This window comes from Actinomadura sp. 1N219 (assembly GCF_044326405.1).
Lineage (GTDB): Bacteria > Actinomycetota > Actinomycetes > Streptosporangiales > Streptosporangiaceae > Spirillospora.
In genome coordinates this window covers 295,905-319,945 of sequence record NZ_JBIRAY010000008.1, presented here as the reverse complement: position 1 = coordinate 319,945, position 24,041 = coordinate 295,905, and the positions used below count along the sequence as shown (strand labels likewise).

Sequence of the window (24,041 nt, the reverse complement as noted above, 5' to 3'; positions counted from 1 at the left end):
ATGGCCACCGATCTGCGCCCGAGCCGGAACGGGCCGCCGCCCGCTTCGGCGAAGGCCGGCCCGGGACCGCGCCGAACGTGGCGGTCCCGGGCGGCCCGGCTCGACCTGAAGGGCGCGCCCTACGCCTTCATCTCGCCGTTCTACCTGGTCTTCCTGGTGTTCGGCGCGTTCCCGCTCGGCTTCACGCTCTGGGTGTCGCTGCACGAGTGGGAGCTGGCGTCGGGGACGCGGGAGTTCGTCGGGCTCGACAACTACGACTACCTGCTGTCGGACGCCGACTTCTGGCACGCGACGGTCAACACCCTCGGGATCTTCGTCGTCGCGACCGTCCCGCAGCTGCTGATCGCGCTGATGATCGCGAACGCGCTGAACCGGCGGATGCGGGTGCCGACCCTGTTCCGGATCGGGATGGTCGCGCCGCTGGTCACCTCGACCGCCGCCGTGGCGATCGTGTTCACCCAGATGTTCGACAAGGACTGGGGCATGATCAACTGGGCGCTCGGGCTGGTCGGGGTCGACCCGATCGCCTGGGCGAGCAGCCGCGGCTGGTCCTGGCTCGCGATCGCGGTGATGGTCGACTGGCGCTGGACGGGCTACAACGCGCTGATCTACCTGGCCGCCATGCAGGCGATCCCGAAGGACCTGTACGAGGCGGCCGCGATCGACGGCGCGTCCAGGTTCCGGCAGTTCTGGCAGATCACGGTGCCGATGCTGCGTCCCACGATCATCTTCACGGTGATCATCTCGACGATCGGCGGGCTGCAGCTGTTCACCGAGCCCGTGCTGTTCAGCGTCGGGACGCCCAACAAGATGGACGGCGGCCCGGCGCACCAGTTCCAGACGATCACGATGTACATGTACGACAACGCGTTCGGGCACGACCGGTACGGCTACGGCGCGACCGTCGCCTGGGCGCTGTTCGTGCTGATCATCGTGTTCTCCCTGATCAACTTTCTGGCGGTCCGCCGGACGGGAGGCACGAAATGACCACGCTCCTGGCCGGGCCGCGGCGCTCCGGGCGGGAGGCCCGGCATCCCGGACGGTTCCGCGGGCTCTGGAACGCCAGCCCGCTGACCTACCTCACGCTGATCGCCGCGCTGGCGCTGTCGCTGTTCCCGATCTACTGGATGATCATCGTGGCGACGCGCACGAACACCGTGGTCGCGGACGTCCCGCCGCCGCTGCTGCCCGGCGCGCACGGCGGCGACAACGTCGGGCGGCTGTTCGACAACCCCGAGGCCTACTTCGCCAAGGGCCTGCTGAACTCGGCCATCGCGTCCGCCGCGGTGACGGTCTCGACGGTGTTCTTCGCCTCGCTGGCCGGGTTCGCGTTCGCGAAGCTGCGCTTCCGCGGCAAGAACGCGCTGCTGCTCGTCATCGTCGCGACGATGATGATCCCGGTGCAGATGGGCATCATCCCGCTCTACATGATCATGGTGGAGCTGGGGTGGCAGAACCAGCTGCAGGCGGTCATCGTCCCGTTCCTGGTCACCGGGTTCGGCGTGTTCATGATGCGGCAGTACGCCGAGCAGGCCGTCCCGGACGAGCTGATCGAGGCGGCCCGCGTCGACGGGTGCACCACGTTCGGCATCTACTGGCGCGTCGTGCTGCCCGCGCTGCGTCCCGCCGCGGGCGTCCTCGGCCTGTTCACGTTCATGCAGACCTGGAACGAGTTCATGTGGCCGCTCGCGGTGCTGAGCCCCGACAACCCGACGGTGCAGCTGTCCATCAACAACCTGGCGAACGCGTACTTCAAGGACTACACGCTCATGTTCGCCGGGACCAGCGTGGCGATCCTGCCGCTCCTCATCGTTTTCATCGTTTTCGGCCGCCAGATCATCGGCGGAATCATGGAAGGTGCTGTGAAGGCGTGACCTCCCTACAGGACGACACCAGCGACGACACCGGCGCGACTTCCGCCGCGACTTCCGCCGCGCTGTTCCCGACCGGGTTCCGCTGGGGCGCCGCCACCGCCGCCTACCAGATCGAGGGCGCCGCCGAGGAGGGCGGGCGCGGGCCGTCCATCTGGGACACCTTCGCCCGCACCCCCGGCAAGGTCCTCGGCGGCGACACCGGCGACGTCGCCGTCGACCACTACCACCGGTTCCGCGACGACGTCGCGCTGATGGAGGACCTCGGGCTCACCTCGTACCGGTTCTCGATCTCGTGGCCGCGCGTCCAGCCCGCCGGGTCCGGCGCGTTCAACCAGGAGGGCCTCGACTTCTACGGGCGGCTGGTGGACGCGCTGCTGGACGCCGGGATCGAGCCGTGGCCGACGCTCTACCACTGGGACCTCCCGCAGCCGCTGGAGGACAAGGGCGGCTGGCCCGAGCGGGAGACGGCGCACCGGTTCGCCGAGTACGCCGCCCACGTCCACGAGGCGCTCGGCGACCGCGTCCGGCATTGGACGACGGTGAACGAGCCGTGGTGTGCGGCGTTCCTCGGGTACGCGTCCGGGGAGCACGCGCCGGGACGCCGCGACCCGTCCGCTTCGCTGCACGCCGCGCACCATCTGATGCTCGGCCACGGCCTGGCCGTCCAGGCGATGCGGGCGCAAGCCCCCCGCAACCGGTTCGGCGCGGCCGTCAACCTGTACGCGGTGTCCCCCGCGACGGACGACCCCGCCGACGTCGACGCGGCCCGCCGCGTGGACGGCCTGCAGAACCGGCTGTTCCTCGACCCGCTGCTGCTCGGCCGCTACCCGTGGGACGTCCTCGCCGACACGTCCGGCCACGGGTTCAACCCGCCGAGCGAGGACCTGGCCGTGATCCACCAGCCGATCGACCAGCTCGGCATCAACTACTACTCGCGGCACACCGTCGCGGGCACGCCGGGCGAGGCGGCGCAGGCCGCGTCGTCGCCGTTCGCGACGCACTCGCCGTGGGTCGGCAGCGGCCATGTCCGGTTCGTCCCATCCGGGCGGCCGGTGACGGGGATGGGCTGGGACATCGACGCGGGCGGGCTGCACGAGGTGCTGACGCGGGTGCACGGCGAATACCCGTCCGTCCCGCTGTACATCACGGAGAACGGCGCGGGCTACGACGAGACCCCGGACGAGGACGGCACGGTGAAGGACGCGGGCCGCATCGCCTACCTCGACGCGCATCTCCGGGCATGCCACGACGCCGTCTCCGGCGGTGTACCGCTTCGCGGGTACTTCACGTGGTCGCTGCTGGATAATTTCGAGTGGGCTTGGGGCTACTCCAAGCGCTTCGGGCTCGTCCACGTCGACTACGCCACGCAACGCCGCGCGCCCAAGGACAGCGCGCGGTGGTACGCCGGTGTGATCAAGCGCGGCGGGCTCCCCGGGCGGGACTGACCGGAGCGGGGCCGACCGGGCAGGACGGGCGGCACGGACGAGAAGGGGGCCAGATGGCGGGCAGGAGCACGCGCCCGACCCTGGAGGAGGTCGCGACGCGGGCCGGGGTCGGCCGCGGCACGGTGTCGCGGGTGATCAACGGCTCGCCGCGGGTCAGCCCGCGCGCCCGGGACGCGGTGCTGAAGGCGATCGAGGAGCTCGGGTACGTGCCGAACCGCGCGGCCCGCACCCTCGTCACCCGCCGCACCGACACCGTCGCGCTCGTCGTCGCCGAGTCGGACCAGCGGCTGTTCGACGAGCCGTACTTCGCCGGGATCATCCGCGGCATCGGCAACGGCCTGGCCGACACCGGGCTGCAGCTCCTGCTCGCCCTCGCCCGCTCCCCCGCCGAGTACGGGCGGCTTGAGGACTACCTCACCACCCAGCACGTGGACGGCGTCCTGCTCACGTCCCTGCACGCCGAGGACCCGCTGCCCGCGAAGCTGGAGGCCAACGGCGTGCCGACCGTCCTCGGCGGCCGCCCGCCAGGGCTGTCCCCGGTCAGCTACGTCGACGTCGACAACCGCAGCGGCGCCCGCGAGGCCGTCGCGCATCTGGTCGCCGCTGGACGGCGGCGGATCGCGACCATCGCCGGCCCGCAGGACATGGGCGTGGGCATCGACCGGCTGGCCGGCTACCGGGACGCGCTCGCCGCGGCGGGGCTGCCCGAGCTGGTCGAGTACGGCGACTTCGGCGAGGCCAGCGGGATCGCCGCGGCGGAGCGGCTGCTGGCCGCCGAGCCGTCGGTGGACGCGGTGTTCGCCGCCGACGACCCGATGGCGCTCGGCGCGCTGCGCGTCCTGCGCCGGCACGGCCGCCGCGTCCCCGGCGACGTCGCCGTCATCGGGTTCGACGACTCCGCCGCGGCGCCGCTGGCCGATCCGCCGCTGACGACCGTCCACCAGTCGCCGGAGGAGATGGGCCGGGAGATGGCGCGGCTGCTGGTGTCGCGGATCCGCGGCGAGACCGTCGCCGACCCGGTGGTCATCCTGCGGCCCCACCTGGTCCTCCGCGACTCCGCCTGACATGATCGTTCCATGGCCTATGAACCGACCGCCGGGGAACTCGTCCACCTGAACCGCTGCGTCGAACTCGCCGCCGAGGCCCTCGACGCGGGTGACGAGCCGTTCGGGACGGTGCTGGCCGCCGAGTCGGGCGAAACGCTCTTCGAGGACCGCAACCGCACCGCGGACGGCGACCAGACCCGCCACCCCGAGTTCGAGGCCGCCCGGTGGGCGGCCGCTCACCTGACGCCGGAGGAGCGCGCGGCGGCGACGGTGTTCACGTCCGGGGAGCACTGCCCGATGTGCTCGGCCGCGCACGGGTGGGTGGGCCTCGGCCGGATCGTCTACGTCCTCTCGTCCGCGCAGCTCGCGGCGTGGCGGGCCGAGCTCGGCGTCGAGCCCGGCCCGGTCGCCGCGATCCCGGTCCAGGAGGTCGTGCCGGGCCTGCCGGTGGACGGCCCGGTCGCGTCCCTGGAGGCCGCGATGCGGGACCTCCACACCCGCGCCGTCAGCGCCGGGTAAGCGCCTCCCGCCCGGTGAGCGCCTCCCGCTGAGGGACCGTCTCCCGCCGGGTGAGCGCCTCCAGCCGCTCCACCGCCGCCCGCCAGTCGGACGGCAGCCGGCAGCGCGTCGCCCGGTGGCCGCGGTAGGCGAGCGTGTAGGTGAAGTGGTCGGCCACGTCGCATCCCGCCGCCGACGACCATGTGGTCACGACGCCGTTCAGCGCGGCGCGCAGGCCGCGCATTTCCGCGTCGTCGAGCGTGATCTTCCTGTCGTTGACGACGGCCGTCCCGGAAACGTCGACCGTCACCCTTTCCCGAATTCCGGCGAATCCTCCGGAGCGCTCATATGTGACCAGAACGTCCGGTCCGGTGAAAACGAACATCGCGTGACGCCTCCGTTAAATGCGGGCCGCCGGACGGACCCCACCCGATCGCCCGGCGGCCCGCGTCCATGGGTGCTCTACCGGAAAAGGACTCCGCCGGTCTGGTGGACGGCCGCGCACCGGTTCGGATACGTCTGAGCGAAATGGCGTGCCTTTCCGCGCCAGCTGCCTTCGGCGATCACCCGGACGGGCGCGTACTCCAGCGTGCAGGCCCCGCGCTTCTCCGCGATCCGCCGCACCTCGCCGTTGACGGATTCAAGCTGGTCACAGGCCGCGGACGGGGACTGGTGCGTCCCTCCGTCCGGGCGGCACCACAGGTTGACCGCGGTGACGGAGCCGTGCTCGGGCGCCACCATCAGCAGGTAGCGGCCGACAGGCTCCCGCGCCTGCCCGGACGCGGCCGGCGCGGGCGCCGCCAGCGCGGGCCCGGCCTGCACGGCGACCGCCATTCCCGCCAGCGCGGCGGCCCATCGGAAACGGGCACGTGACATATGCATGAATTCCTCCCTGAATTGCCTGCCGCGGTCCGCGGCATTGGCCGGCCGGGCGCCGAATTGTGGTGGACGTCCCGCCGCACGCCCGACACTAAGTGCGGCAAACTCCCCCAGACAAGGCCATTCTTCGTCCCAACCTGGCCACCCGTTCACACTTAAACCAAGTCTGCTCATATGTGCAATGGCAATTCGGCGGACGGCTGTGGTACCGCATCGCGGGCACGGGCCGGGCGGCCCGCCGCTAGGCTGGCCTGCCATGACCGACTTGTTGAATTCGCCCTTCCTCAAGATCGAGCAGCAGTCGTCGCAACTGGAGTACCGGATCGAGGGCCAGGACGACCGGCCCCTCGGCCAGGCAGCCCAGGTCTCGGGCCCGAAGCCGCGCAAGGGGCTCCTCGGCATGTTCAGCTCCGGCCTGAAGGACGCGAGGGTCGTCGTCCAGGTCTCCGGCCTCGACGGGGCGCCCCTGTTCTACGTCGACCGCCAGGACGGCGCGCCCGTCGCGATCGTCGCGCCCGACGGGACCGTCATCGGCCGGTTCCAGTACGACCTGGTCGGCGTGGCGCAGCAGATGGCGGGCGGCGGCGTCGGCCGGGGCATGATGAACGTCCTCGCCGGGGCGGCGGCCATGCGGCACCGCCTCCTCGACGCCGCCGACCGCCCCCTGTGCGAGCTGGCGTGGGAGATGCGGCGCACGGGCGCGGCCGAGAACGTCCGGTGGGTCCCGGTCGCGTGCGACTACACCGACATGAACGGCCAGCGCATCGCGCGCGCCGACGTCAAGGAGGCCACGTTCAAGGACCGGTACTCCCTGCAGCTGATGTACCAGCTCCCCGACCCGCTGCGCACGCTCGTCATCGCCTCGCCCCTCGCGTTCGACCTGACCCGGAGCTGACGTGCCGAACCTGTACGAGGCCCTCACCTGGACGATCGACGAACCGCAGCGGCCGCGCGAGTACGTCTTCCACGACGGCGGCGAGCTGCTCGCCAACGTCACCCGCGTCCAGGTCAGGCGCCCGGACGAGGCCGCCATGCCCTACGCCAACCCGCACGCCCAGTACGACGAGAGCCGCGTCGTCCTCTGCGTCGCGGGCCCCGACCAGACGCCGTACTTCTACATCGACCGCACCGACGACCCCATGCGCCCGCAACCGGCCCACGTGGTGGCCCCGAACGGTGGCCGCATCGGCTCCATCGCCGTGTCCACCGGCGGGGTCAAGGGCATCTTCAAGCTGATGTCCGGCCAGCAGGGCGGCCGCTACGCCCTGCTGGACGCGCACGGGAACGAGACCGCGCTCCTGACCACCCCCGGCCTGCGGAACGCGAAGGAGCCGGGCACGATCGCCGACCCCGGCGGCACCCAGATCGCCACCTACCAGACCGGCCACTCCACCTACGCCGAGCGGCGCCGCAGCCACACCGTCCGCCTCTTCCACCCGCTCCCGGAGCCGCAGCGCACCCTCGTCCTCGCGTCCCTGATCGGCGTCGAACTCATGATCCCGCCCGGCTGACCGTCCTGCTCACCGGGACGCCGGGACGCCCCGCGCCGCACCGGGCCGATGATCGGACGGCCAGCACCCACCCGATCCGGCCCGGAGACCACCGCCGATGCCCACCCGCCACCCGAGCGATCAACCGAGCCACCAGGCGATCGCGAACCTCATCTTCCGCTACGCCGAATGCGTGGACGCCGCCGACTTCGCCGGGATCCGCGACCTGTTCGCCGACGCGGTGTTCACCGACAGCGGAGGCTCGCTGCACGGCGGCGACGCCATCGCGGACATGTTCGCGAAGACGGTGATCGTCCACGACGACGGCACCCTGCGCACCAGGCACGTGACCACCAACCTCGCCATCGAGGTGGACGAGGACGCCGGCACCGCGACGTCGAAGGCGTACTACACGGTCCTCCAGGCCGTGCCCGCCATGCCCCTGCAGCCGATCGCGTGCGGCACCTACCGCGACACCTTCGAGCGCCGCGACGGCGCCTGGCGCTTCGCCGAACGCCGGATCGCCCTCGACCTCGCCGGCGACGTCGTCCACCACCTGCGCCATCCCGAGAGGCTCCCGCCCCACGTCCGCCCCCGGTAGCGACGCGGACGGCGGCCGTCAGGGGCCGCAGGGGGCGCCGTTCAGGGTGAAGCGGGACGGGGCGGAGTTCGCGCCGTCCTGGCGTCCGAGGAAGCCGAACTCGGCCGTTCCGGCGGGCGGGATCGCGCTGTTCCAGTCGGCCGACGTCACGGTGACCGACGAGCCGCTCTGCACCTGGCTGCCGTTCCACAGCTGGACGATCGCCTGCCCGTCCGGGAACTCGAAGCCGAGCGTCCAGCCGTCGATGGCGCCGCCGCCGTGGTTCGTGATCCGCACCGCCGCCTGGAATCCCTGCTCCCACGTCCCGACGATCCGGTACGAGACGGAGCAGGCGGCGGCCGGCGCGGTCTGCGACGGGCTCGCGGTGGGCGGCGGCGCGGCGGTCGGCTCGGACGGGTCCGGGGACAGCGCCGCCAGCAGCACCGCCACCAGCGCGATCGCCCCGACCGCGATCCCCGCGATGATCAGCGGTTTCCGCGCCGACGGGGGCGGCGGCTCGTCCAGGGGAGGCGGCTCGTCCAGGACCCGCGTGGGGTTCGGGTCGTGCTTCGGCTCGGCGGGCGGGGCCGGGGCGTCCAGGATCGAGGTCTCTTCCGGCGGCGGCTCGGGCGGCGCGTCGTCGGCCTGCGCGTGCGGCGGCGCGAACCGGGCGAGCTGGACGCCGGACGCGCCGGCCAGGAGGCGGGCCGTCTCGGCGGCGGCCGGGCGGGAGGCGGGGTCTTCGCTGAGGCAGCGGCGGCAGAGGGCGGCGACCTCGTCCGGGACGCCCTTCGGGAGGGCCGCGGTGGACACGGGCAGCCCGGTCACCGACTCGTGCAGGACGACGCCCAGCGAGAAGATGTCCGCGGCCGGAGTGGGCGCCGACCCCGACAACAGCTCAGGGGCCACGTAGGCGGGGGTGCCGAGCACGGGCCCGCCGGACGCGGACAGGCCGGTGAAGGCGATGCCGAAGTCCAGGACCTTCACGCCGACCGGCGTGAGGAAGATGTTCGCCGGCTTGACGTCGCGGTGGACGATCCCGGCGGCGTGGGCGGCGGCCAAGGCGTCGGCGACGCGCGCGCAGATCCCGGCGGCCTCCCGCCAGGGCAGCGGCCCCCTGGAAAGGCGGGCCGACAGGCTTTCGCCGTCCAGCAGCTCCATGACCACGTACGGGACGTGTTGCCGCTGGGGCGACGACCCCCCGGACGTCGTCGTGTGCTCGCCGTAGTCGTAGACGCCGGTGATGCTCGGGTGAGTGAGGCCGGCGGCGGCCTTCGCCTCCTGGCGGAGCCGCCGCGTGAACTCCTCGGGCCAGCCCTCCTTGGGCACCTTCACCGCGACGGGACGGTCGAGGACGAGGTCGTCCGCGCGCCAGACGGTCGCCATCCCGCCGGCGCCGAGGGGCCTGTCCAGGCGGTAGCGGTCCCCGAGGCGGTCGCCCGGGGCGACGATCTCGGGCATGGGGGCAGCCTAATGCCGTGCTCAGGGCACCACGTACCGGGTGTCGCGGGCGTCGGTGATCGCCATGTGGCCGGGGGCGTGCCCGATGGCGAGCTTCGGCCGGGACGCCGTCACCGCCGCCTGCGGGGTCACGCCGCACGCCCAGAACACGGGGATCTCGTCCACCCGGATCTCGACGGGGTCGCCGAAGTCGGGACGGCCGAGGTCGTCGATGCCGAGCTCGACGGGGTCGCCGACGTGGACGGGCGCGCCGTGCACGGACGGGTACCGGGCCGTGACCCGGACGGCGTCGGCCACCTGCGCGGCGGGCACCGGACGCATCGAGACGACGAGCGGCCCGCCGAACTCGCCCGCGCGGCGGCACATCCGGTTCGTCCGGTACATGGGGACGTTCCGGTTCTGCTCGATGTGCCGGACGGGGACGCCCGCGTCGCGGAGCGCGTCCTCGAAGGTGAAGCTGCAGCCGATGAGGAACGACACCATGTCGTCCCGCCAGTACCCGGTCACGTCGGGCACCTCGGCGACGGGTTCGCCGTGCTCGTAGACGATGTAGCCGGGCAGGTCGGTGCGCAGGTCGCCGGCGAACAGGGACGCGGACGTCCCGCCGGGTTCGGTGACGTCCAGGACGGGGCACGGCTTGGGGTTGCGCTGCGCGAACAGCAGCAGGTCGTACGCCTGCTCGCGGGGGACGGAGATCAGGTTCGCCTGCGTCCAGCCCGCGCACCAGCCGGCGGTGGGGACGCGGAGGCCCTCGCGGAACAGGGCCCTGGCCTGCTCCGGCGACAGCGCCCGCGGGTCGAGGGGTCCGGTCATGGTCTCTCCTTCGGAACCGTGGAACGGTCGGGCAAGGAGCGGGACCCGTGGAAGGGCGAGACCGATGCGGAGGATCGCGAAAGGGGATTCGATGAAGGCCGCGCGATCAGAGGGGGAAATGAGTCCGGGTCTGCGACGCCCGACACCCCCACGCCGAGCGCCGCATGACCCGGACGGCCCCAATCCTGACTGTCGCCAGCGGCCTTGTCTGGTTGAACGCGCGGCCCCGGTCCCATGGTTCCCGCTTGCTGAGATAAATCTGGAATTTCGTCCTCACCTCCACAATTGGTCGAGCTCGGTGAGCAGATCCCAGCTCAAATACAGCGACATCACCCAGGCCACGCCGCCGAGGACGAGCATCCAGGCCGGATACCGGTAGCCGCCGAGCAGGTCGCGGCGGCGGGCGGCCGCCCACATGAGCACGCCGAGCCCGAACGGCAGGATCATCCCGTTCAGCGCGCCCGCGAGGACGAGCAACTTGGCCGGGGTCGTCCCGATGATGAGGTAGATGACGGCGGACACGAGGATGAACGCCACGACCAGGCGGTTGCGGTACTTCTCGACGAAGGACGAGAACGAGACGAGGAACGACACCGAGGTGTAGGACGCGCCGATCACCGACGTGATCGCGGCCGACCACATGATCAGCCCGAACAGGCGCACCCCGGCCTCGCCCGCCGCGTGCTCGAACGCCGAGGACGGCGGGTTGTCCTTGGCGAGCGTCACGCCGCCCGCCACGACGCCGAGGACGGCGAGGAACAGCAGCACGCGCATGACGGCGGTGACGAGGATGCCGGTGACGGCGCTGCGGTTGATCTGCCGGACGTGCTCCGGCCCGGTCAGCCCGGACTCGATCATGCGGTGCGCGCCCGCGTAGGTGATGTAGCCGCCGACCGTCCCGCCGATCAGGGTGGTGATGACGAGGAAGTCGACGGTCTCGGGCGCGACGCTCTGCCTGAGCGCGTCGCCGAGGGGCGGGTCGGACACGAACGCCACGTACAGCGTCAGGAGGATCATCACGGCGCCGAGGAGGACCACGATGCGGTCCATCGCGACGCCGGCGCGGCGGCTGAGGAAGATCGCGATCGCGACGAGCGCGGAGATCCCGCCGCCGATCTTGACGTCCAGGCCGAGCAGCGCGTTCAGGCCGAGGGCGGTGCCGGCGATGTTGCCGATGTTGAAGACGAGGCCGCCGAAGACGTCCAGCGCGGCGAGCGCGTAGCCGGCGCCCGGCAGGACGCGGTTGCCGAGCTCCTGGGCGCGCATGCCGGACACGCCGACGATGCGCCACACGTTGAGCTGGATCGCGATGTCCACCAGCACGGACACGAGGATCGCGAACGCGAACGCGGCGCCGAGCTTGGCGGTGAACACGGTGGTCTGGGTGATGAAGCCGGGGCCGATGGCGCTGGTGGCCATCAGGAACATGGCGCCGAGGAGCGCGCCGCGGCGGGAGGGTGCGGATGGTGCCGGGGGCTTGTCCAGGGTCCGATCCGTCATGGGGCTGGCCCTTCCAGGGATGCGCCTTTCCGCCAGCGTAGAGATTGTTCAACAATCGAGCAATCCCCTTGTTGAGATATTCCGGGGTCCTTGGGATACGCTGGCGTTTCACCCGCGTACCGAGGCGGCGGCGCTCCGCCGCGCCCAAGGGAAGGACGGCCGATGACGGCAGCGCAGCGAGGATCATCGGGCGCGCCGCCCGCGGGGGTCTGGGGGTCGTCCCCCAGGGGGCGGGGCCGATGACCGTGCAGGAGCCGTGGCTCGACGAGATCGCGGCGGCGCGGCACGGCATGGACCGGTCGAGCACCGCGACCCGGGTCGCGGACGTGTTCCGCGAGAAGATCGCCGACGGGCGGCTCGTCCCCGGGACGCGGCTGTCCGACGACAAGCTCGCCGCCGTCATGGGGGTGTCGCGCAACACGATGCGCGAGGCGTTCCAGATGCTCGTCAAGGAACGGCTGCTCGTGCACGAGTTCAACCGCGGCATCTTCGTGAGCCGCGTGCCCGCGGACGCGCTGGCCGACCTCTACCGCGTCCGTCGCATCCTGGAGTGCGAGGCGGTCCGCGGCGCGCGCGACGCCCCCGAGGCCGCGCTCGGCCGGGTCGAGGCCGCCGTGCGGGAAGGCGAGTACGCCGCGGCGCTGGGGCGCTGGCCGGACGTCGGCACCGCCGACATCAAGTTCCACAAGGCCGTCGCCGCCCTGATGGGCAGCCCGCGGGTGGACGAGATGATCGGCCACCTGCTCGTCGAGATGCGCCTCGTCTTCCACGAGATGGGCTCGCCGCGCGAGTTCCACGAGCCGTACCTTGCCCGCAATCGCCGCCTCTACGACCTGATGGCGCAGGGCGACTTCACGAGGGCCGAAGGAGAACTCCGCTCCTACCTGGACGACGCGGAAGCACAACTCACGATGGCCTACCGCGAGAAGGAGTAATCCCCCGGCTCCGGGTCACGACCCCCGGGTCACGGCGCTTCGGGCTACGAGGGCTTCGGGGCTACGGGGGGCTACGGCGCCTCGGAGCTACACGGCTAGGGCGCGTAGTTCATGACGTGGTCGTGGAGCAGCTGCGGCGCCTGGGGGTCGCGGCGGCGGAACGCCTCGATCAGCTCCGCATGCTCGGCCGACTTGGAGTAGATCTCCGTGTGGTGCAGGCGGAGGGACAGCGTCGTCCACAGCTCGATGCCGAGGCCCTCCCAGACCGACACCAGCAGGCGGTTCCCGGCCGACTCCACGATCGCGCGGTGGAAGGCGATGCTGAGGCGCATCTGCTCGGCGAGGTCGCCGTCCCGCGCGGCCTCGCCGAGTCGCCGGTTGTGCTCCTCCAGCGCGTCCAGGCAGCCGGAGAGACTCGGCAGGGCCAGCTCCACGGCCGTCCGCTCCAGGCCGGCGCGGACGGGGAAGATCTCGGCGAGGTCGCGTTCGGTGAAGTCGCGGACGCGGGCGCCGCGGTTCGGCAGCGACTCGATCAGCCGCTGCGCCTCCAGCTGGCGGAGCGCCTCGCGGACGGGGCCCTGGCTGACGCCGAGCTCGGCGGCGATGCGGCGTTCGACGAGGCGTTCGCCGGGTTGCCAGCGTCCGGAGCTGATGCCGTCCACGATGAACTCGCGGATCTGGTCGGCGAGTCCGGTGCGGAGCAGCGGTGCGGGGATCGGCGCGTTCACGACATCACATGTTAGACGGAGCGTCGGTAAGTGACTCTTGACGGATACAATATGATCGATCATAGATCAATGATGATCGGTGAGCGTCGTGGCGATCCTACGGCGTTGCCCCGGACAGAGGAAGATCGCCGATGGCTGAGACCGCGAAGGCCGCTCCGGCCCGCGCCCGGAGAACGCGCGGCACCAAGACCCCCCGGGTGAGCACCCCCGTGCCGCCGCCGACGTCCCCCGACGCCGAGACGCTCGTCGGCTACTACCGGCAGATGCTGCTGATCAGACGGTTCGAGGAGCGGGCCGCCCGCGCCTACACCGAGGCCAAGATCGGCGGCTACTGCCATCTGAACCTCGGCGAGGAGGCCACGGTCGTCGGGCTGATGGCCGCGCTGCGCCCGTCCGACTACCTGTTCACCAACTACCGCGAACACGGATACGCCCTCGCCAAAGGCATCGGCGCCGACCGGGTCATGGCCGAGCTGTACGGGCGGTCGACGGGCGTGTCGAAGGGCTGGGGCGGGTCGATGCACCTGTTCGACGCCGACGCCCGCCTGCTCGGCGGGTACGGCATCGTCGGCGGCCAGGTCCCGCTGGCCACCGGCGCGGCGCTCGCCGTGTCCTACAAGGGCGGCGACGAGGTCGTCATGTGCCACATGGGCGACGGGACGGCCGCGATCGGCGCGTTCCACGAGTCGCTGAACATCGCCGCCCTCTGGGACCTCCCCGCCGTCTTCGTCGTGATCAACAACGGGCTCGGGATGGGCACGACCGTGGAGAACTCCGCCGCCGAGCCCGAGCTGTACCGGCGCGGCGCCGCGTACCGGATGGAGAGCGCCCGGGTGGACGGCACCGACGTGACCGCCGTCCGGGACGCCGCGCGCCTCGCCGTGGAACGTGCCCGGTCGGAGCGCAAGCCGTACCTGCTGGAGACCATGAGCCCCCGGCTGAAGGGCCACTCGGTCGTCGACCCGGCCCGCTACCGGTCCAAGGAGGAGAAGGAGGCCCTCAAGGCCGCCGACCCCCTCGCCCGGATGGCGCTGGAGCTGGAGGAGGCGGGCGTCCTGTCCCACGACGACCGCGACAAGCTCGACGCCGAGGTCACGGCCGAGGTCGACGCCGCCGCCGCGTTCGCCGACGAGAGCCCCGCCCCCGAGGTCTCGACGCTGTTCGACTACACCTACGCCACCCCCGTCCCGGGCGAGCTCCGCCGCCTGCCCGCCGACCCGGTATTCAGCTCCTGAGAGGCACCCCATGGCAACCGTGACCTACCGCCAGGCCCTCCGGGACACGCTCCGCGCCGAGATGCTCCGGGACGAGAACGTCTTCCTGATGGGCGAGGAGATCGGGCTCTTCGAGGGCTCCTACAAGATCACCGAGGGGCTGCTGAAGGAGTTCGGGCCGCGCCGCGTCCGCGACACCCCGATCGCCGAGGAGGGCTTCGTCGGCGCCGCGATCGGCGCCGCGATGCTCGGCCTGCGCCCCGTCGTGGAGATCATGACGATCAACTTCTCGCTGCTGGCGCTGGACCAGATCGTCAACCACGCCGCGAAGATCTACGGCATGTTCGGCGGGCAGGCCAGCGTCCCGATGGTGATCCGCACCCCGGGCGGCGGCGGGCAGCAGCTCGGCGCGACGCACTCGCAGAACGTCGAGCTGTTCTACTCGTTCATCCCCGGGCTGAAGGTCGTCGCGCCGAGCACGCCGGCGGAGGCGTCCGCGATGCTGAAGGCCGCGATCCGCGACGACGACCCGGTGCTGTTCCTGGAGAACCTCGCCCTCTACAACACCAAGGGCGAGCTGCCCGCGGCTGTCGAGGACATCGAGCCCGCCGAGATCGGGCGCGCCGGCGTGACCCGTCCCGGCACAGACATCACGATCATCGGGTACTCGCGGATGGCGCGGGTCGCCGCCGAGGTCGCCGAGACGCTCGCCGCCGACGGGATCTCCGCCGAGGTCGTCGACCTGCGCAGCCTCCGCCCCCTCGACCGGCAGACCATCGTGGACTCCGTCCGCAGGACGGGCTGCGCCGTGGTCGCCGAGGACGACTGGCTCACCTACGGCATCGGCGCCGAGATCGCCGCGACGATCCAGGAGGGCGCGTTCGACTGGCTGGACGCCCCCGTCCGGCGCGTCGCGATGGCCGAGGTGCCCCTCCCCTACGCCAAGTCCCTGGAGACGGCGGCGCTGCCGTCCGCCGACTCGCTGCTCACCGCCGTCCGCGACACGCTCCGCGCGACCGGCCGTCTCGCCTTGGAGCCCACGCGATGACCGACATCCTCATGCCGCGCCTCTCCGACACGATGGAGGAGGGCGTCATCAGCTCCTGGCAGAAGCAGCCGGGGGACGAGGTCGCGGTCGGCGACGTGATCGTCGACATCGAGACCGACAAGGCGGTCATGGAGTACGAGGCGTACGAGGCCGGCGTCCTGGAGAAGATCCTGGTCGCCGAGGGCGAGACCGCCGCGATCGGCGCCCCGATCGCCGTGCTCGCCACGGCCGCCGGCGCGAGCCCCGCCCCCGCCGCCGCCGCTTCGGAACCGGCGTCCGCTCCGGAACCGAAGCCGGTCGCGGAGGCGCCGGCTGCTCCGGCTCCGGTCGCCGCCGTGGCGCGTTCGGGCAACGGGTCCCGCCCGCCGTCGTCGCCGCTGGCGCGGCGGCTGGCGCGCGATCACGGCATCGACCTCACGGCGCTGAACGGCTCCGGCCCGGGTGGACGCATCGTCCGCGCCGACATCGAGTCCGCCATCCGTTCCGGCGCCCCGGCCCCGGCCCCGGCCGCCGCCCCGGCGCCCGCGCCCGCGGCCTCCCCTGCCACGGCGCAGGCCGTCGAGGATCCGGACGTCGAGGCCGTCCCGCTGAACCGCTTCCGCAAGGTGGCGGCGCGGCGGCTGACCGAGAGCAAGCGCGAGGCGCCGCACTTCTATCTCAACCGCGAGGTGGACGCCGAGCCGCTGCTGGCCTTCCGCGCCCGGCTCAACGAGGCGCGCGCCCCGGTCAAGGTCAGCGTGAACGACCTGATCGTGAAGGCGTCGGCGACCGCGCTGCGCGAGCACCCGGCCGTGAACGTCTCCTACACCGAGGAGAACCTGCTCTTCCACAAGCGCGTCCACGTCGGCATCGCCGTGGCGGTCGAGGACGGCCTGCTCGTCCCCGTCATCAAGGACGCGGACCGCAAGGGCGTCTCGGAGATCGGCCGGGAGACCCGCGAGCTGGCCGGCAAGGCCCGCGACGGGAAGCTGAAGCCGCAGGAGATGAGCGGCGGGACGTTCAGCGTCAGCAACCTCGGCATGTTCGGCGTCGACTCGTTCGCCGCGGTGATCAACCCGCCGGAGGCGGCGATCCTCGCGGTGGGCGCGGTCCGGGACGAGCCGGTCGTCCGCGACGGCCAGGTCGTGCCGGGCAAGCGCCTGGCGCTGACGCTGTCGGTCGACCACCGCGCCACCGACGGCGCGACGGCCGCCAAGTTCCTGGACCGCCTCGCCGCCCTCCTCCAGAACCCGCTGCTCATCGTCGCCTAGAGCACCCAGAACGCCCAGAGCACCCAGAGCGCCTGAGTGTGATCCGGCCTCCGGCCACGTCGGTCGTGAGGCCGGTCGGGCGTGCGGTCGCCGCGCGGGCCGTCCATATTCATGTCGTCGCGGCGATACACGACCAGAACGGCGGCGGGAGCGCGGCGCGGGCGGCCCTCGCCCGGCCGCGCGGCCCGCCGGTTCTCCCTGTCCCGGTTGCGAAACCGACGCTGACCAGGACGCCGACACCCGCGCGCCACGAAGCCCGGCGATCACGGCGGCAGCGACTGCCGTGACGAGCGTCAGCCAGTGGTGGCGGTGTGGCGACCCTCCGGCCGTCCCGGACGCTTTCGCCGCACCTTGCGTCAAATCATCGCCCGGTTATGATGTCACGCATGGTAGTCACCCCAATACAGATAGTAAATTAGCGTCGCTTAAAGCCATCGTTCGCCCACGGTCCGGACACCTCTCCGGAAGATCACCAGAGGATGGGACGCCTTCGATGACATGCGTGATGACGGGCGGTGCCGGCTTCCTGGGCCTGCACCTGGTCAGGGAACGACTCGTCCGGGGACGGCACGTCACCGTCCTGGCCCACGCCGGCGGCGCGCCGGGGCGGGAGCGGATCGAACGCTTCCTCGCCGCGACCGGGGAGATCGGGCGCCTCCCCGCGCCGCTCGGCGAGCTGCTGACCGTGGTCCCGGTCGACATCGGGCAGCCCCTGCTCGGCCTGCCGCGGCTCGAACACCGCAGGCTCGCCCGGATCGCCGACGAGGTGTGGCACGTCGCGGCGGCCGTCGAGCTCCACGGCCGGGACGACCACGTCTGGCGGACGAACGTCCTCGGAACCCAGAACGTCCTGCGGCTGGCGAGCCTCGCCCCGCGAGAGACGCCGTTCCGCCACATCAGCACGGCGTTCGTCGCCGGAACCCGGCAGGGCCACATCAGCGAGGACGACGTCCCCGTCAACGGAAACGGCTCGGGAGACGGGTTCGAGAACACCTACGAGCGGTCGAAACACGAGGCGGAGAATCTGGTCCGTGACTGGGCGGGGCGGCTCGGCAGGCGGGCGCTGATTTTCCGGCCGGGCGTGCTCGTCCCGCCCGGTCCGCGGTCCGTCCCGGAACTCCCCTCCCACACCCTGAGCACCTTCTACCGGGGGGCGAGCAGGCTGCCGGGAAAGGCCGGCCGGACGGTGCTGAGGCTCGGCGGCGATCCCCGTGCCCGGCTGAACCTCCTGCCCGTCGACTGGGCGGCGGACGCGATGGCGTGCATCGCGTCCGGCGACGGAGCGTCCGGCGAGGGGGCGGCGGGCGTTTCCACCGTCCATGTCGTGCATCCCGCCGACGCGCCCATCCGGACGATCGCGGCGGCGCTGGAGGACGTGTGCCCGGTGCGGATCCGCATCACGCCGGCGATGCCGGGTGAACCGACGGCCGCCGAGCGCGTCTTCTACCGCCGGATAGCCGGATTCCTGCCATATCTCCACCACCGCCGCCATTTCGACGACTCGACATTGAAGAAGCGCACTCCCGGGCTCGCTCCACCGCCTCCCATAGACCGGACGTATTTGCGCTTCTGTTTCGGCGTCCACGCGCCCGTCGCGAAGACCAGCGCATAAACAGGGGGCGGAAATGCAGCAGAGCGACGTCCTCCGGCCCTTGCCCGAGCTGCTGCGCGGGCACGCCCATCGGATCGGCGACAAGACCGCCTTCTGCGACGCCCGGCGGGGCGTCACGTACGCCGACCTCGAACGGCGCACCGGCAGGCTCGCCGGCCATCTCGTCACACCCGTAGGGCCCGGCGCCGCGCCTGGGGCCGAACCCGGTGCCGGATGCGGGTTGCGGCGCGGCGGCCGCGTCGCCGTCTACCTGGACGACTGCGTCGAGGTGATGGAGAGCTGCCTCGCCGCCGTCCGCGCCGGCGCGATCGCCGTCCCGCTCAACCCGCGCGCGAGCGACACCGAGCTCGATCACCTCCTCCGCGACAGCGCCGCCGCCGTGGTGGTCACCGACCCGGCCCACCTGGAGCAGGTGCTGCGGGTCGCGCCGGGCGCGGGCGGGCCGTCCGTGCTCGTCATCGGGGACGAGGCTCCGCCATCCCCATCGATGTCCTTCGAGGCCCTCGCCACGACGGAGCCCGCCTGCCCCGCCCCCGACGACCTCCCCCTGGACGACCCCGCCTGGATGCTCTACACGTCGGGCACCAGCGGCCGCCCGAAGGGCGTGCTGTCCACGCAGCGGAACAGGCTGTGGTCGGTCGCGGCCTGCTTCACCGGCATCCTCGGGCTGGACGAGCGCGACCGCCTGCTCTGGCCGCTGCCGCTGTCGCACAGCTTCTCCCACGTCCTGTGCCTTCACGGGGTGGTGGCGACGGGGGCGTCGGCCAGGATCCTCGGCGGATTCGACCCCTGCGACGTGCTCGCCGCCCTCCGCGACGAGCCGTTCACCGTGCTCGCGGGCGTGCCCGCCATGTACCACCAGCTCGTCCGTGCGGCGGGCCCGGACGGGTTCGGGCCCGACCCGGCCCGGCCGCGGCTGTGCCTGTGCGCCGGCGGCGTGGCGACGGAGGCGCTGTGCGCGGCCTTCGAGGGGACGTTCGGCATGCCGCTCATCGGCGGCTACGGCTGCACGGAGACGTCCGGGCCGGTCGCGATGAACCGGCTGTCCGGCCGCCGCGCGCCCGGGTCCGCGGGCCCGCCCGTGCCCGGCGTCGCGGTACGCCTCGTCGACCCGGCGACGGGACGCGACGCGGGCGTCGGCGGCGGCGAGGGCGAGGTCTGGGTCCGCGGTCCGGGCGTCATGACCGGCTACCACGACCGCCCGGCGGAGACGGAGCGGCGGCTGCGCGACGGCTGGTACCGCACCGGCGACCTCGGCCGGACGGACGAGCACGGCTTCCTCACCATCGGCGGCCGGATCGGCGACCTGATCCGCAGAGGCGGGGAGAGCATCGCGCCGGCCGAGGTCGAGGAGGTGCTGCGGACGGTGCCGGGCGTCGCGGACGCCGCCGTCGCCGCGCAACCGCACGAGATCCTCGGCGAGGTTCCGGTGGCGTTCCTCGTCCCCGACCCGGGCGGCCTGGACGCGGCACGGATCTTCGCCGCGTGCCGCGACCGGCTGTCCTACTTCAAGGTCCCCGACGCGCTGTACCGGGTCGAGGAGATCCCGCGCAGCGACTTCGGCAAGATCGAGCGGAAGGCGCTGCTCGACTCCCCCGCCCCGCTTCTGGCGGTGAGCCCCGGCCATGGCGGGTCCGCCGCGCCGCCGTCCGCCCGCCGGACACGCCCCGATCTGAGCACCCCGTACGTCCCGCCGGAATCGGAGACCGAGAAGTCGATCGCCGCGCTCTGGGCCGGTCTGCTCGGCGTCGACCGGGTGGGCGTCACCGACGACTTCCTCGAACTCGGCGGGAACTCGCTGCTCGCGGCCCGCTGCACGGCGAAGCTGGCCGGGTTGTTCGGCTCCGCGCCGCCGTCCGGGACCATGTACGCCGCCCCCACCGTGCGGAAGGTCGCGGCCCTCATCGACGCGGGACGCCCGTCCGCCGCCCCCACTCCTGCGGCGCCGGTACGGCCTCCCGACCATTCCCGGCCCTTGCCGCTGGCTCCGGCCCAGACGGTGTTCTGGTACATCGACCATTACCGGCGTCCGGGCGGCGCGCGGCATCCCGACTTCGCCCTGTCCCTCCAGTACCGGATCACCGGACGGCTCGACACCGCCGCCCTGGCGACGGCCGTCGACCGGCTGATCGAACGGAACGAGGCACTGCGGACGCGGGTGCTGCTGGGCGCGTCCGACGGGCATCAGATCGTGCTCGACCGCGTCGCGGACGCCTTCGTCCACCACTCCGCCGGCGGCTCCGCCGGCAGCCCGGCGCGGCCGCTCGATCCGGAGGCGGGACGGGTCCTCGCCGTCGAGCTGACCAGCGCCTCGCCCATCGAGCATCTGCTGGTGATCCGCGCCCATCACCTGGTGGCGGACGCCTCGTCCATGACCGTGATCGCCGGCGAGCTGGCCGAGCTGTACAACGCTGCCGTCGGCGGCCGGGCCGCCGCGCTCGGGCCGCCGTCCGGCTACGGCGACCTCATGCGGCGCACCGACGAGACGTTCTTCGCCGGCACCGGCTGGCGGCGCGCCGAGCCCCACCGTTCGGCGCTGCGCTACTGGACGAGGCAGGCGGCGCACGCCTCCCCCATCCGCCTGACCGACCGGCGCCCCGCACCCGGGAGCCGTCCGACGATGTCGGCCACCGTGCTGCTGACGGCCGAGGAGACCGCCGCCCTGACCGGTCTCGCGCGACGGAACCGGGCCTCTGTATTCGCCGTATTGCTGGCGGCGCTCGCCCGGCTGCTCGCCCTCGACACCGGCGACCGGGACGTCCGGCTGCTCACGCTGAACGCGGCGCGCGAGACACCCGAAGCGGACCGGATGGTCGGGCTCCTGCTCAACCCCGTGCTCCTCCGCGTGGACGCGCCGCCCGGACGGACGTTCACCGACGCGGTCGCCTCCACGGCGGGCGTCGTCCGGGACGCGCTGACGCACGGCCAGGTTCCCGTGCTGGCGCTGTGCGAGGAGATCCCCGACCTGCTGACCGTGATGGTGGAGTCCCAGTTCGTCGTCTTCGAGACGCTCCCCGCCGTCCCGCCGCTCGACCTGGACGGATGCGCGGCCCAGCGCCTCGACCCGGACGGCGACCACCCGGACGGCGGCCACCCGGACGGCAGCAACCCGGACGGTGGCGGGCGCGTCCGCCAGCGCTTCCCGGTCGACCTCCTGCTGACCGCGAGGCCCGAAGGCGACGCCGGGGACGCGCTCAGGCTAGCCGCCAAATACGACCCGGAGGTCTTTCCGCAAGCCCGCATCGACAGCCTGCTCGACCGTTTTCGGCGGCTGGTGACCGCCGGCTGCCGCCATCCCGAATCGTCCATGGACCGCTGGCTGGACGAGGCCCCCGAAGGGACGGACAAATGCTGGAGCTGAAATACCAGGAACTGCTCGACAAGTCCTGCGGCACCGGGCCCGGCTACCGGTGGTGCTGCATCATCTGCGGCACCGAACAGGACGATCTGCTCCGCAACCGCTGCGCGCACTGCGAGGGCGCCGTGGACGCGATCTACGATCTGTCCATCGCGTCGTTCTCCGAATCCCACGACCCGCTGCGCCGCTATTCGGCCCTTCTCCCCGTGCGCGACCCGGACGTTCTGCGATGGCTCGGCGAGGGCAACACGCCCTGCATCCACGCGCAGGAACTCGGCCGCCGGCTCGGCATGGACGCCCTTTTCCTCAAGGACGAGACGTCCAACCCGACCCGGTCCACCAAGGACCGGGTCGCGTCCGTCGCGCTCGCCCGGTTCGCGGAGCTGGGCGTCACGGAGATCGCCCTGGCCTCGACGGGGAACACCTCGACGTCCTTCGCCCGCGCGGCCCGGCTGCTCGGCGGCTTCACCCTGCACATCTTCGTCGGACGGCAGTTCCTGCACCGGCTGAACTACCAGGACCACCCGTCCAGCCGGACCTATGTCATCGACTCGGACTTCGTGTCCGCCGACATCTCCGCCCGCCGTTTCGCCCGCGAGGCCGGAATCGGGGTCGAAGGCGGTTTCTTCAATCCCAGCCGCCGGGAAGGGCTGAAGCTCGCCTATCTGGAGGCCTTCGACGACATGCCGGTGGCCCCCGACCACGTCTTCCAAGCCGTCAGCAGCGGAATGGGCCTGCTCGGCGCCTACAAGGGCGCGATGGAATACCGCATGCTCGGCAGACTGCCGAAGATTCCCGCCTTCACCGGCGTCCAGCAGGACACCTGCAATCCCATGGCCCACGCCTTCGACAGCGGCGACGCCACGTTCGACTCGCGTTACCGGATACCGGCCCCGACCGGGATCGCCGAGGCCATTCTCCGCGGCGATCCCGCCCAGTCGTATCCGTACGTCAACACGGTGTGCCGCGGCACGGGCGGGCGCATCACCTCCGTCGGCGTCGAGGAGATCAAGGCCGCCCGGCGGCTCCTGAAAGACCTCGAAGGGCTGGACGCCTGCTACAGCAGCGCCACCGCGCTCGCCGGGATGATCGCCGCACGCGGACGCGGCGAGATCGCCCCCGAAACGCCGGTCCTGGTCGTCGTCACCGGCGCGGACCGGCCGCACGCCCCGACGCCGCGGCGCGTGGAGAGCGCGCGATGAGGGCGGTGGTGATCGGCGGCGGGATCATGGGCGCGTCCGCCGGCCGCCACCTGGCGCGCGCGGGGCTGGACGTCCGCGTCCTGGAGGCCGCCAGGCCGGCCGGCGGGACGACCGCCGTCACGTTCGCCCGGCTCAGCGCCTTCGACAAGGAGCCGCGCGACTACTTCCGCCTCAACGCCGAGGGCATGGCCGAGCACGCCGCGCTCGCGGCCGAGGCCGAGCTGCCGGTCTGGCATCACGCGTGCGGGTCCGTCCTCCTGGCCGGCGGCGGGGCCGAGGACGACGGCGCGGCCGAGGCCGACCTGGCTCGCCGCGCCGACCGGTTCCGGGCCTGGGGATACCCCCTCGCCTGGGAGGCCGCCCCCGACGTGGGCATGGCGGCCCGGCTCCCCGGCCGCGTCCTGCACGCACCCGCGGAGGTCTGGGTGGACGCGGTCGCGCTGACCCTGCACCTGCTCGACCGGGCGGTGCGGCACGGCGCCGAGATCCGTCCCGGGACCTCCGTCGCCCGCCTCGCCCGCACGTCCTCCCACTGGGTCGTCACCACAGCCGGCGGCGAGGACGTCCCCGCCGACATCGTGGTCAACGCCGCGGGCCAGGGCGCCGCAGCCCTCGCGGCGTCCGCCGGGTCGTCCCTGACCTTGACGCGGAGCCCGGGGCTCCTCCTCACCGCCACGACCCCCGGCTCCCATCTGCGCCGCATCGTCCACACCCCGGAGGTCTCGATCCGCCCGGACGGCCCCGGCCGCGTGATGATCCGCTCCGACCAGGTCGACCGGGCCCTCGCCGGCGGCCGGGACGCCCGCGACCTCACCGGCGACCTCGTGTCCCGGGCCGCCGGGATCCTTCCCGGCCTGGCCGCGGCCACCGGCATCGGCTTCGGCACGGGGCACCGCGTCCTCCCGCAGGGCGGCTACCCGAGCATCGGCGGCGTCCCCGAACTCCCCGGCTACTACGAGGCCGTCACCCACAGCGGGATCATCCTCGCGCCCCTCGTCGGCCGCCTGCTGGCCGAAGAGATCACCACCGGCCGGGTTCCGCCCCAACTGAAACCCCACCGTCCAGCGGCCAAATCCCACTGACGCCCGACCCCCGCCTGCGTCCGCTG

The 24,041-nt window shown here is 72.5% G+C and carries 22 protein-coding genes; 16 read left to right on the top strand and 6 right to left on the bottom strand.

Features of this window, described 5'->3' with window-relative positions; genetic code table 11:
- The 5 genes from ACH35V_RS25140 to ACH35V_RS25120 are packed head-to-tail and all read left to right on the top strand — an operon-like array spanning window position 1 to window position 4,884.
- A complete protein-coding gene (locus tag ACH35V_RS25140; protein WP_395975497.1) occupies window positions 1-987 on the top strand; it encodes a carbohydrate ABC transporter permease in 987 nt (328 codons plus the stop codon).
- Window positions 984-1,874 (top strand): carbohydrate ABC transporter permease, encoded by an 891-nt coding sequence (locus ACH35V_RS25135; protein ID WP_395975495.1) that lies wholly within the window; start codon window positions 984-986, stop codon window positions 1,872-1,874. Before ACH35V_RS25140 ends, ACH35V_RS25135 begins: the two co-directional genes overlap by 4 nt.
- Window positions 1,871-3,319: a GH1 family beta-glucosidase gene (locus ACH35V_RS25130; RefSeq protein ID WP_395975493.1), complete on the top strand. Its 1,449-nt coding sequence runs from the start codon at window positions 1,871-1,873 to the stop codon at window positions 3,317-3,319. Before ACH35V_RS25135 ends, ACH35V_RS25130 begins: the two co-directional genes overlap by 4 nt.
- Before the next feature lie 53 nt (window positions 3,320-3,372).
- A complete protein-coding gene (locus ACH35V_RS25125; RefSeq protein ID WP_131969104.1) occupies window positions 3,373-4,383 on the top strand; it encodes a LacI family DNA-binding transcriptional regulator in 1,011 nt (336 codons plus the stop codon).
- Window positions 4,384-4,395: 12 nt separating this feature from the next.
- Window positions 4,396-4,884 carry a nucleoside deaminase gene (locus ACH35V_RS25120; RefSeq protein WP_395975491.1) on the top strand — a complete coding sequence of 163 codons (489 nt, stop codon included), beginning with the start codon at window positions 4,396-4,398 and terminating at the stop codon, window positions 4,882-4,884.
- Here the strand turns inward: ACH35V_RS25120 and ACH35V_RS25115 are convergent.
- On the bottom strand, window positions 4,871-5,173 hold the full coding sequence (locus ACH35V_RS25115; RefSeq protein WP_395975489.1) for a hypothetical protein: 303 nt from the start codon (window positions 5,171-5,173) through the stop codon (window positions 4,871-4,873). The two genes, ACH35V_RS25120 and ACH35V_RS25115, sit on opposite strands and share 14 nt — an antisense overlap.
- Before the next feature lie 152 nt (window positions 5,174-5,325).
- Complete coding sequence (locus ACH35V_RS25110) at window positions 5,326-5,745, bottom strand: SSI family serine proteinase inhibitor (RefSeq protein WP_395975487.1); 420 nt, start codon at window positions 5,743-5,745, stop codon at window positions 5,326-5,328.
- A gap of 253 nt (window positions 5,746-5,998) precedes the next feature.
- Between ACH35V_RS25110 and ACH35V_RS25105 the strand changes: the two genes are divergently transcribed.
- The 3 genes from ACH35V_RS25105 (at window position 5,999) to ACH35V_RS25095 (ending at window position 7,833) form a co-directional block, all read left to right on the top strand.
- Window positions 5,999-6,637, top strand: a complete 639-nt coding sequence (locus ACH35V_RS25105) for a hypothetical protein (RefSeq protein WP_395975485.1) — start codon at window positions 5,999-6,001, stop codon at window positions 6,635-6,637.
- Window position 6,638: 1 nt separating this feature from the next.
- Window positions 6,639-7,253 (top strand): hypothetical protein, encoded by a 615-nt coding sequence (locus tag ACH35V_RS25100; protein WP_395975483.1) that lies wholly within the window; start codon window positions 6,639-6,641, stop codon window positions 7,251-7,253.
- A gap of 97 nt (window positions 7,254-7,350) precedes the next feature.
- Window positions 7,351-7,833: a nuclear transport factor 2 family protein gene (locus tag ACH35V_RS25095; RefSeq protein WP_395975481.1), complete on the top strand. Its 483-nt coding sequence runs from the start codon at window positions 7,351-7,353 to the stop codon at window positions 7,831-7,833.
- A gap of 18 nt (window positions 7,834-7,851) precedes the next feature.
- Here ACH35V_RS25095 and ACH35V_RS25090 read toward each other — a convergent pair whose 3' ends face one another.
- The 3 genes from ACH35V_RS25090 to ACH35V_RS25080 form a co-directional block, all read right to left on the bottom strand.
- Entirely contained in the window at window positions 7,852-9,273 is a 1,422-nt protein-coding gene (locus ACH35V_RS25090; protein WP_395975479.1) for a cellulose binding domain-containing protein, read from the bottom strand.
- Window positions 9,274-9,294: 21 nt separating this feature from the next.
- Window positions 9,295-10,086: a putative hydro-lyase gene (locus ACH35V_RS25085; RefSeq protein WP_395975477.1), complete on the bottom strand. Its 792-nt coding sequence runs from the start codon at window positions 10,084-10,086 to the stop codon at window positions 9,295-9,297.
- Window positions 10,087-10,359: 273 nt separating this feature from the next.
- Window positions 10,360-11,586, bottom strand: coding sequence for an NRAMP family divalent metal transporter (locus ACH35V_RS25080; protein WP_395975475.1), 1,227 nt, complete (start codon window positions 11,584-11,586; stop codon window positions 10,360-10,362).
- A gap of 239 nt (window positions 11,587-11,825) precedes the next feature.
- Here ACH35V_RS25080 and ACH35V_RS25075 point away from each other — a divergent pair, with 239 nt between their 5' ends.
- Window positions 11,826-12,521 (top strand): GntR family transcriptional regulator, encoded by a 696-nt coding sequence (locus ACH35V_RS25075; RefSeq protein WP_395975473.1) that lies wholly within the window; start codon window positions 11,826-11,828, stop codon window positions 12,519-12,521.
- Between the two features lie 95 nt (window positions 12,522-12,616).
- On the opposite strand, the gene ACH35V_RS25070 is transcribed toward ACH35V_RS25075, so the two are convergent.
- Window positions 12,617-13,249 carry a GntR family transcriptional regulator gene (locus tag ACH35V_RS25070; RefSeq protein ID WP_395975471.1) on the bottom strand — a complete coding sequence of 211 codons (633 nt, stop codon included), beginning with the start codon at window positions 13,247-13,249 and terminating at the stop codon, window positions 12,617-12,619.
- A gap of 131 nt (window positions 13,250-13,380) precedes the next feature.
- Between ACH35V_RS25070 and pdhA the strand changes: the two genes are divergently transcribed.
- From pdhA to ACH35V_RS25035, 7 genes are all read left to right on the top strand, one after another.
- The gene (pdhA, locus tag ACH35V_RS25065) at window positions 13,381-14,484 is read left to right on the top strand and encodes a pyruvate dehydrogenase (acetyl-transferring) E1 component subunit alpha (protein WP_395975469.1); all 1,104 of its coding nucleotides are present in this window, start codon (window positions 13,381-13,383) and stop codon (window positions 14,482-14,484) included.
- 10 nt (window positions 14,485-14,494) lie between these two features.
- Window positions 14,495-15,511, top strand: a complete 1,017-nt coding sequence (locus tag ACH35V_RS25060; RefSeq protein WP_395975467.1) for an alpha-ketoacid dehydrogenase subunit beta — start codon at window positions 14,495-14,497, stop codon at window positions 15,509-15,511.
- Window positions 15,508-16,761: a dihydrolipoamide acetyltransferase family protein gene (locus ACH35V_RS25055; RefSeq protein ID WP_395975465.1), complete on the top strand. Its 1,254-nt coding sequence runs from the start codon at window positions 15,508-15,510 to the stop codon at window positions 16,759-16,761. The genes ACH35V_RS25060 and ACH35V_RS25055 overlap by 4 nt, the downstream gene beginning before the upstream one ends.
- A gap of 505 nt (window positions 16,762-17,266) precedes the next feature.
- The gene (locus tag ACH35V_RS25050; protein ID WP_395975463.1) at window positions 17,267-18,373 is read left to right on the top strand and encodes an SDR family oxidoreductase; all 1,107 of its coding nucleotides are present in this window, start codon (window positions 17,267-17,269) and stop codon (window positions 18,371-18,373) included.
- A 13-nt stretch (window positions 18,374-18,386) separates the two neighbouring features.
- Window positions 18,387-21,734 (top strand): AMP-binding protein, encoded by a 3,348-nt coding sequence (locus ACH35V_RS25045; RefSeq protein WP_395975461.1) that lies wholly within the window; start codon window positions 18,387-18,389, stop codon window positions 21,732-21,734.
- Complete coding sequence (locus ACH35V_RS25040) at window positions 21,722-22,933, top strand: pyridoxal-phosphate dependent enzyme (RefSeq protein ID WP_395975459.1); 1,212 nt, start codon at window positions 21,722-21,724, stop codon at window positions 22,931-22,933. The genes ACH35V_RS25045 and ACH35V_RS25040 overlap by 13 nt, the downstream gene beginning before the upstream one ends.
- Window positions 22,930-24,015, top strand: coding sequence for an NAD(P)/FAD-dependent oxidoreductase (locus ACH35V_RS25035; protein WP_395975457.1), 1,086 nt, complete (start codon window positions 22,930-22,932; stop codon window positions 24,013-24,015). Before ACH35V_RS25040 ends, ACH35V_RS25035 begins: the two co-directional genes overlap by 4 nt.
- Window positions 24,016-24,041 lie beyond the last annotated feature (26 nt).

What these genes read in the sequence shown, in the direction of transcription:
- ACH35V_RS25050 (WP_395975463.1), top strand. Translation starts at nt 17,267, where the DNA reads ATGACGGGCGGTGCCGGCTTCCTGGGCCTGCACCTGGTCAGGGAACGA.
- ACH35V_RS25055 (WP_395975465.1), top strand. Translation starts at nt 15,508, where the DNA reads ATGACCGACATCCTCATGCCGCGCCTCTCCGACACGATGGAGGAGGGC.
- ACH35V_RS25090 (WP_395975479.1), bottom strand. Translation starts at nt 9,273, where the DNA reads ATGCCCGAGATCGTCGCCCCGGGCGACCGCCTCGGGGACCGCTACCGC.
- ACH35V_RS25045 (WP_395975461.1), top strand. Translation starts at nt 18,387, where the DNA reads ATGCAGCAGAGCGACGTCCTCCGGCCCTTGCCCGAGCTGCTGCGCGGG.
- ACH35V_RS25095 (WP_395975481.1), top strand. Translation starts at nt 7,351, where the DNA reads ATGCCCACCCGCCACCCGAGCGATCAACCGAGCCACCAGGCGATCGCG.
- ACH35V_RS25040 (WP_395975459.1), top strand. Translation starts at nt 21,722, where the DNA reads ATGCTGGAGCTGAAATACCAGGAACTGCTCGACAAGTCCTGCGGCACC.
- ACH35V_RS25080 (WP_395975475.1), bottom strand. Translation starts at nt 11,586, where the DNA reads ATGACGGATCGGACCCTGGACAAGCCCCCGGCACCATCCGCACCCTCC.
- ACH35V_RS25060 (WP_395975467.1), top strand. Translation starts at nt 14,495, where the DNA reads ATGGCAACCGTGACCTACCGCCAGGCCCTCCGGGACACGCTCCGCGCC.
- ACH35V_RS25135 (WP_395975495.1), top strand. Translation starts at nt 984, where the DNA reads ATGACCACGCTCCTGGCCGGGCCGCGGCGCTCCGGGCGGGAGGCCCGG.
- ACH35V_RS25075 (WP_395975473.1), top strand. Translation starts at nt 11,826, where the DNA reads ATGACCGTGCAGGAGCCGTGGCTCGACGAGATCGCGGCGGCGCGGCAC.
- ACH35V_RS25105 (WP_395975485.1), top strand. Translation starts at nt 5,999, where the DNA reads ATGACCGACTTGTTGAATTCGCCCTTCCTCAAGATCGAGCAGCAGTCG.
- ACH35V_RS25125 (WP_131969104.1), top strand. Translation starts at nt 3,373, where the DNA reads ATGGCGGGCAGGAGCACGCGCCCGACCCTGGAGGAGGTCGCGACGCGG.
- ACH35V_RS25140 (WP_395975497.1), top strand. Translation starts at nt 1, where the DNA reads ATGGCCACCGATCTGCGCCCGAGCCGGAACGGGCCGCCGCCCGCTTCG.
- ACH35V_RS25085 (WP_395975477.1), bottom strand. Translation starts at nt 10,086, where the DNA reads ATGACCGGACCCCTCGACCCGCGGGCGCTGTCGCCGGAGCAGGCCAGG.
- pdhA (WP_395975469.1), top strand. Translation starts at nt 13,381, where the DNA reads ATGGCTGAGACCGCGAAGGCCGCTCCGGCCCGCGCCCGGAGAACGCGC.
- ACH35V_RS25035 (WP_395975457.1), top strand. Translation starts at nt 22,930, where the DNA reads ATGAGGGCGGTGGTGATCGGCGGCGGGATCATGGGCGCGTCCGCCGGC.
- ACH35V_RS25110 (WP_395975487.1), bottom strand. Translation starts at nt 5,745, where the DNA reads ATGCATATGTCACGTGCCCGTTTCCGATGGGCCGCCGCGCTGGCGGGA.
- ACH35V_RS25120 (WP_395975491.1), top strand. Translation starts at nt 4,396, where the DNA reads ATGGCCTATGAACCGACCGCCGGGGAACTCGTCCACCTGAACCGCTGC.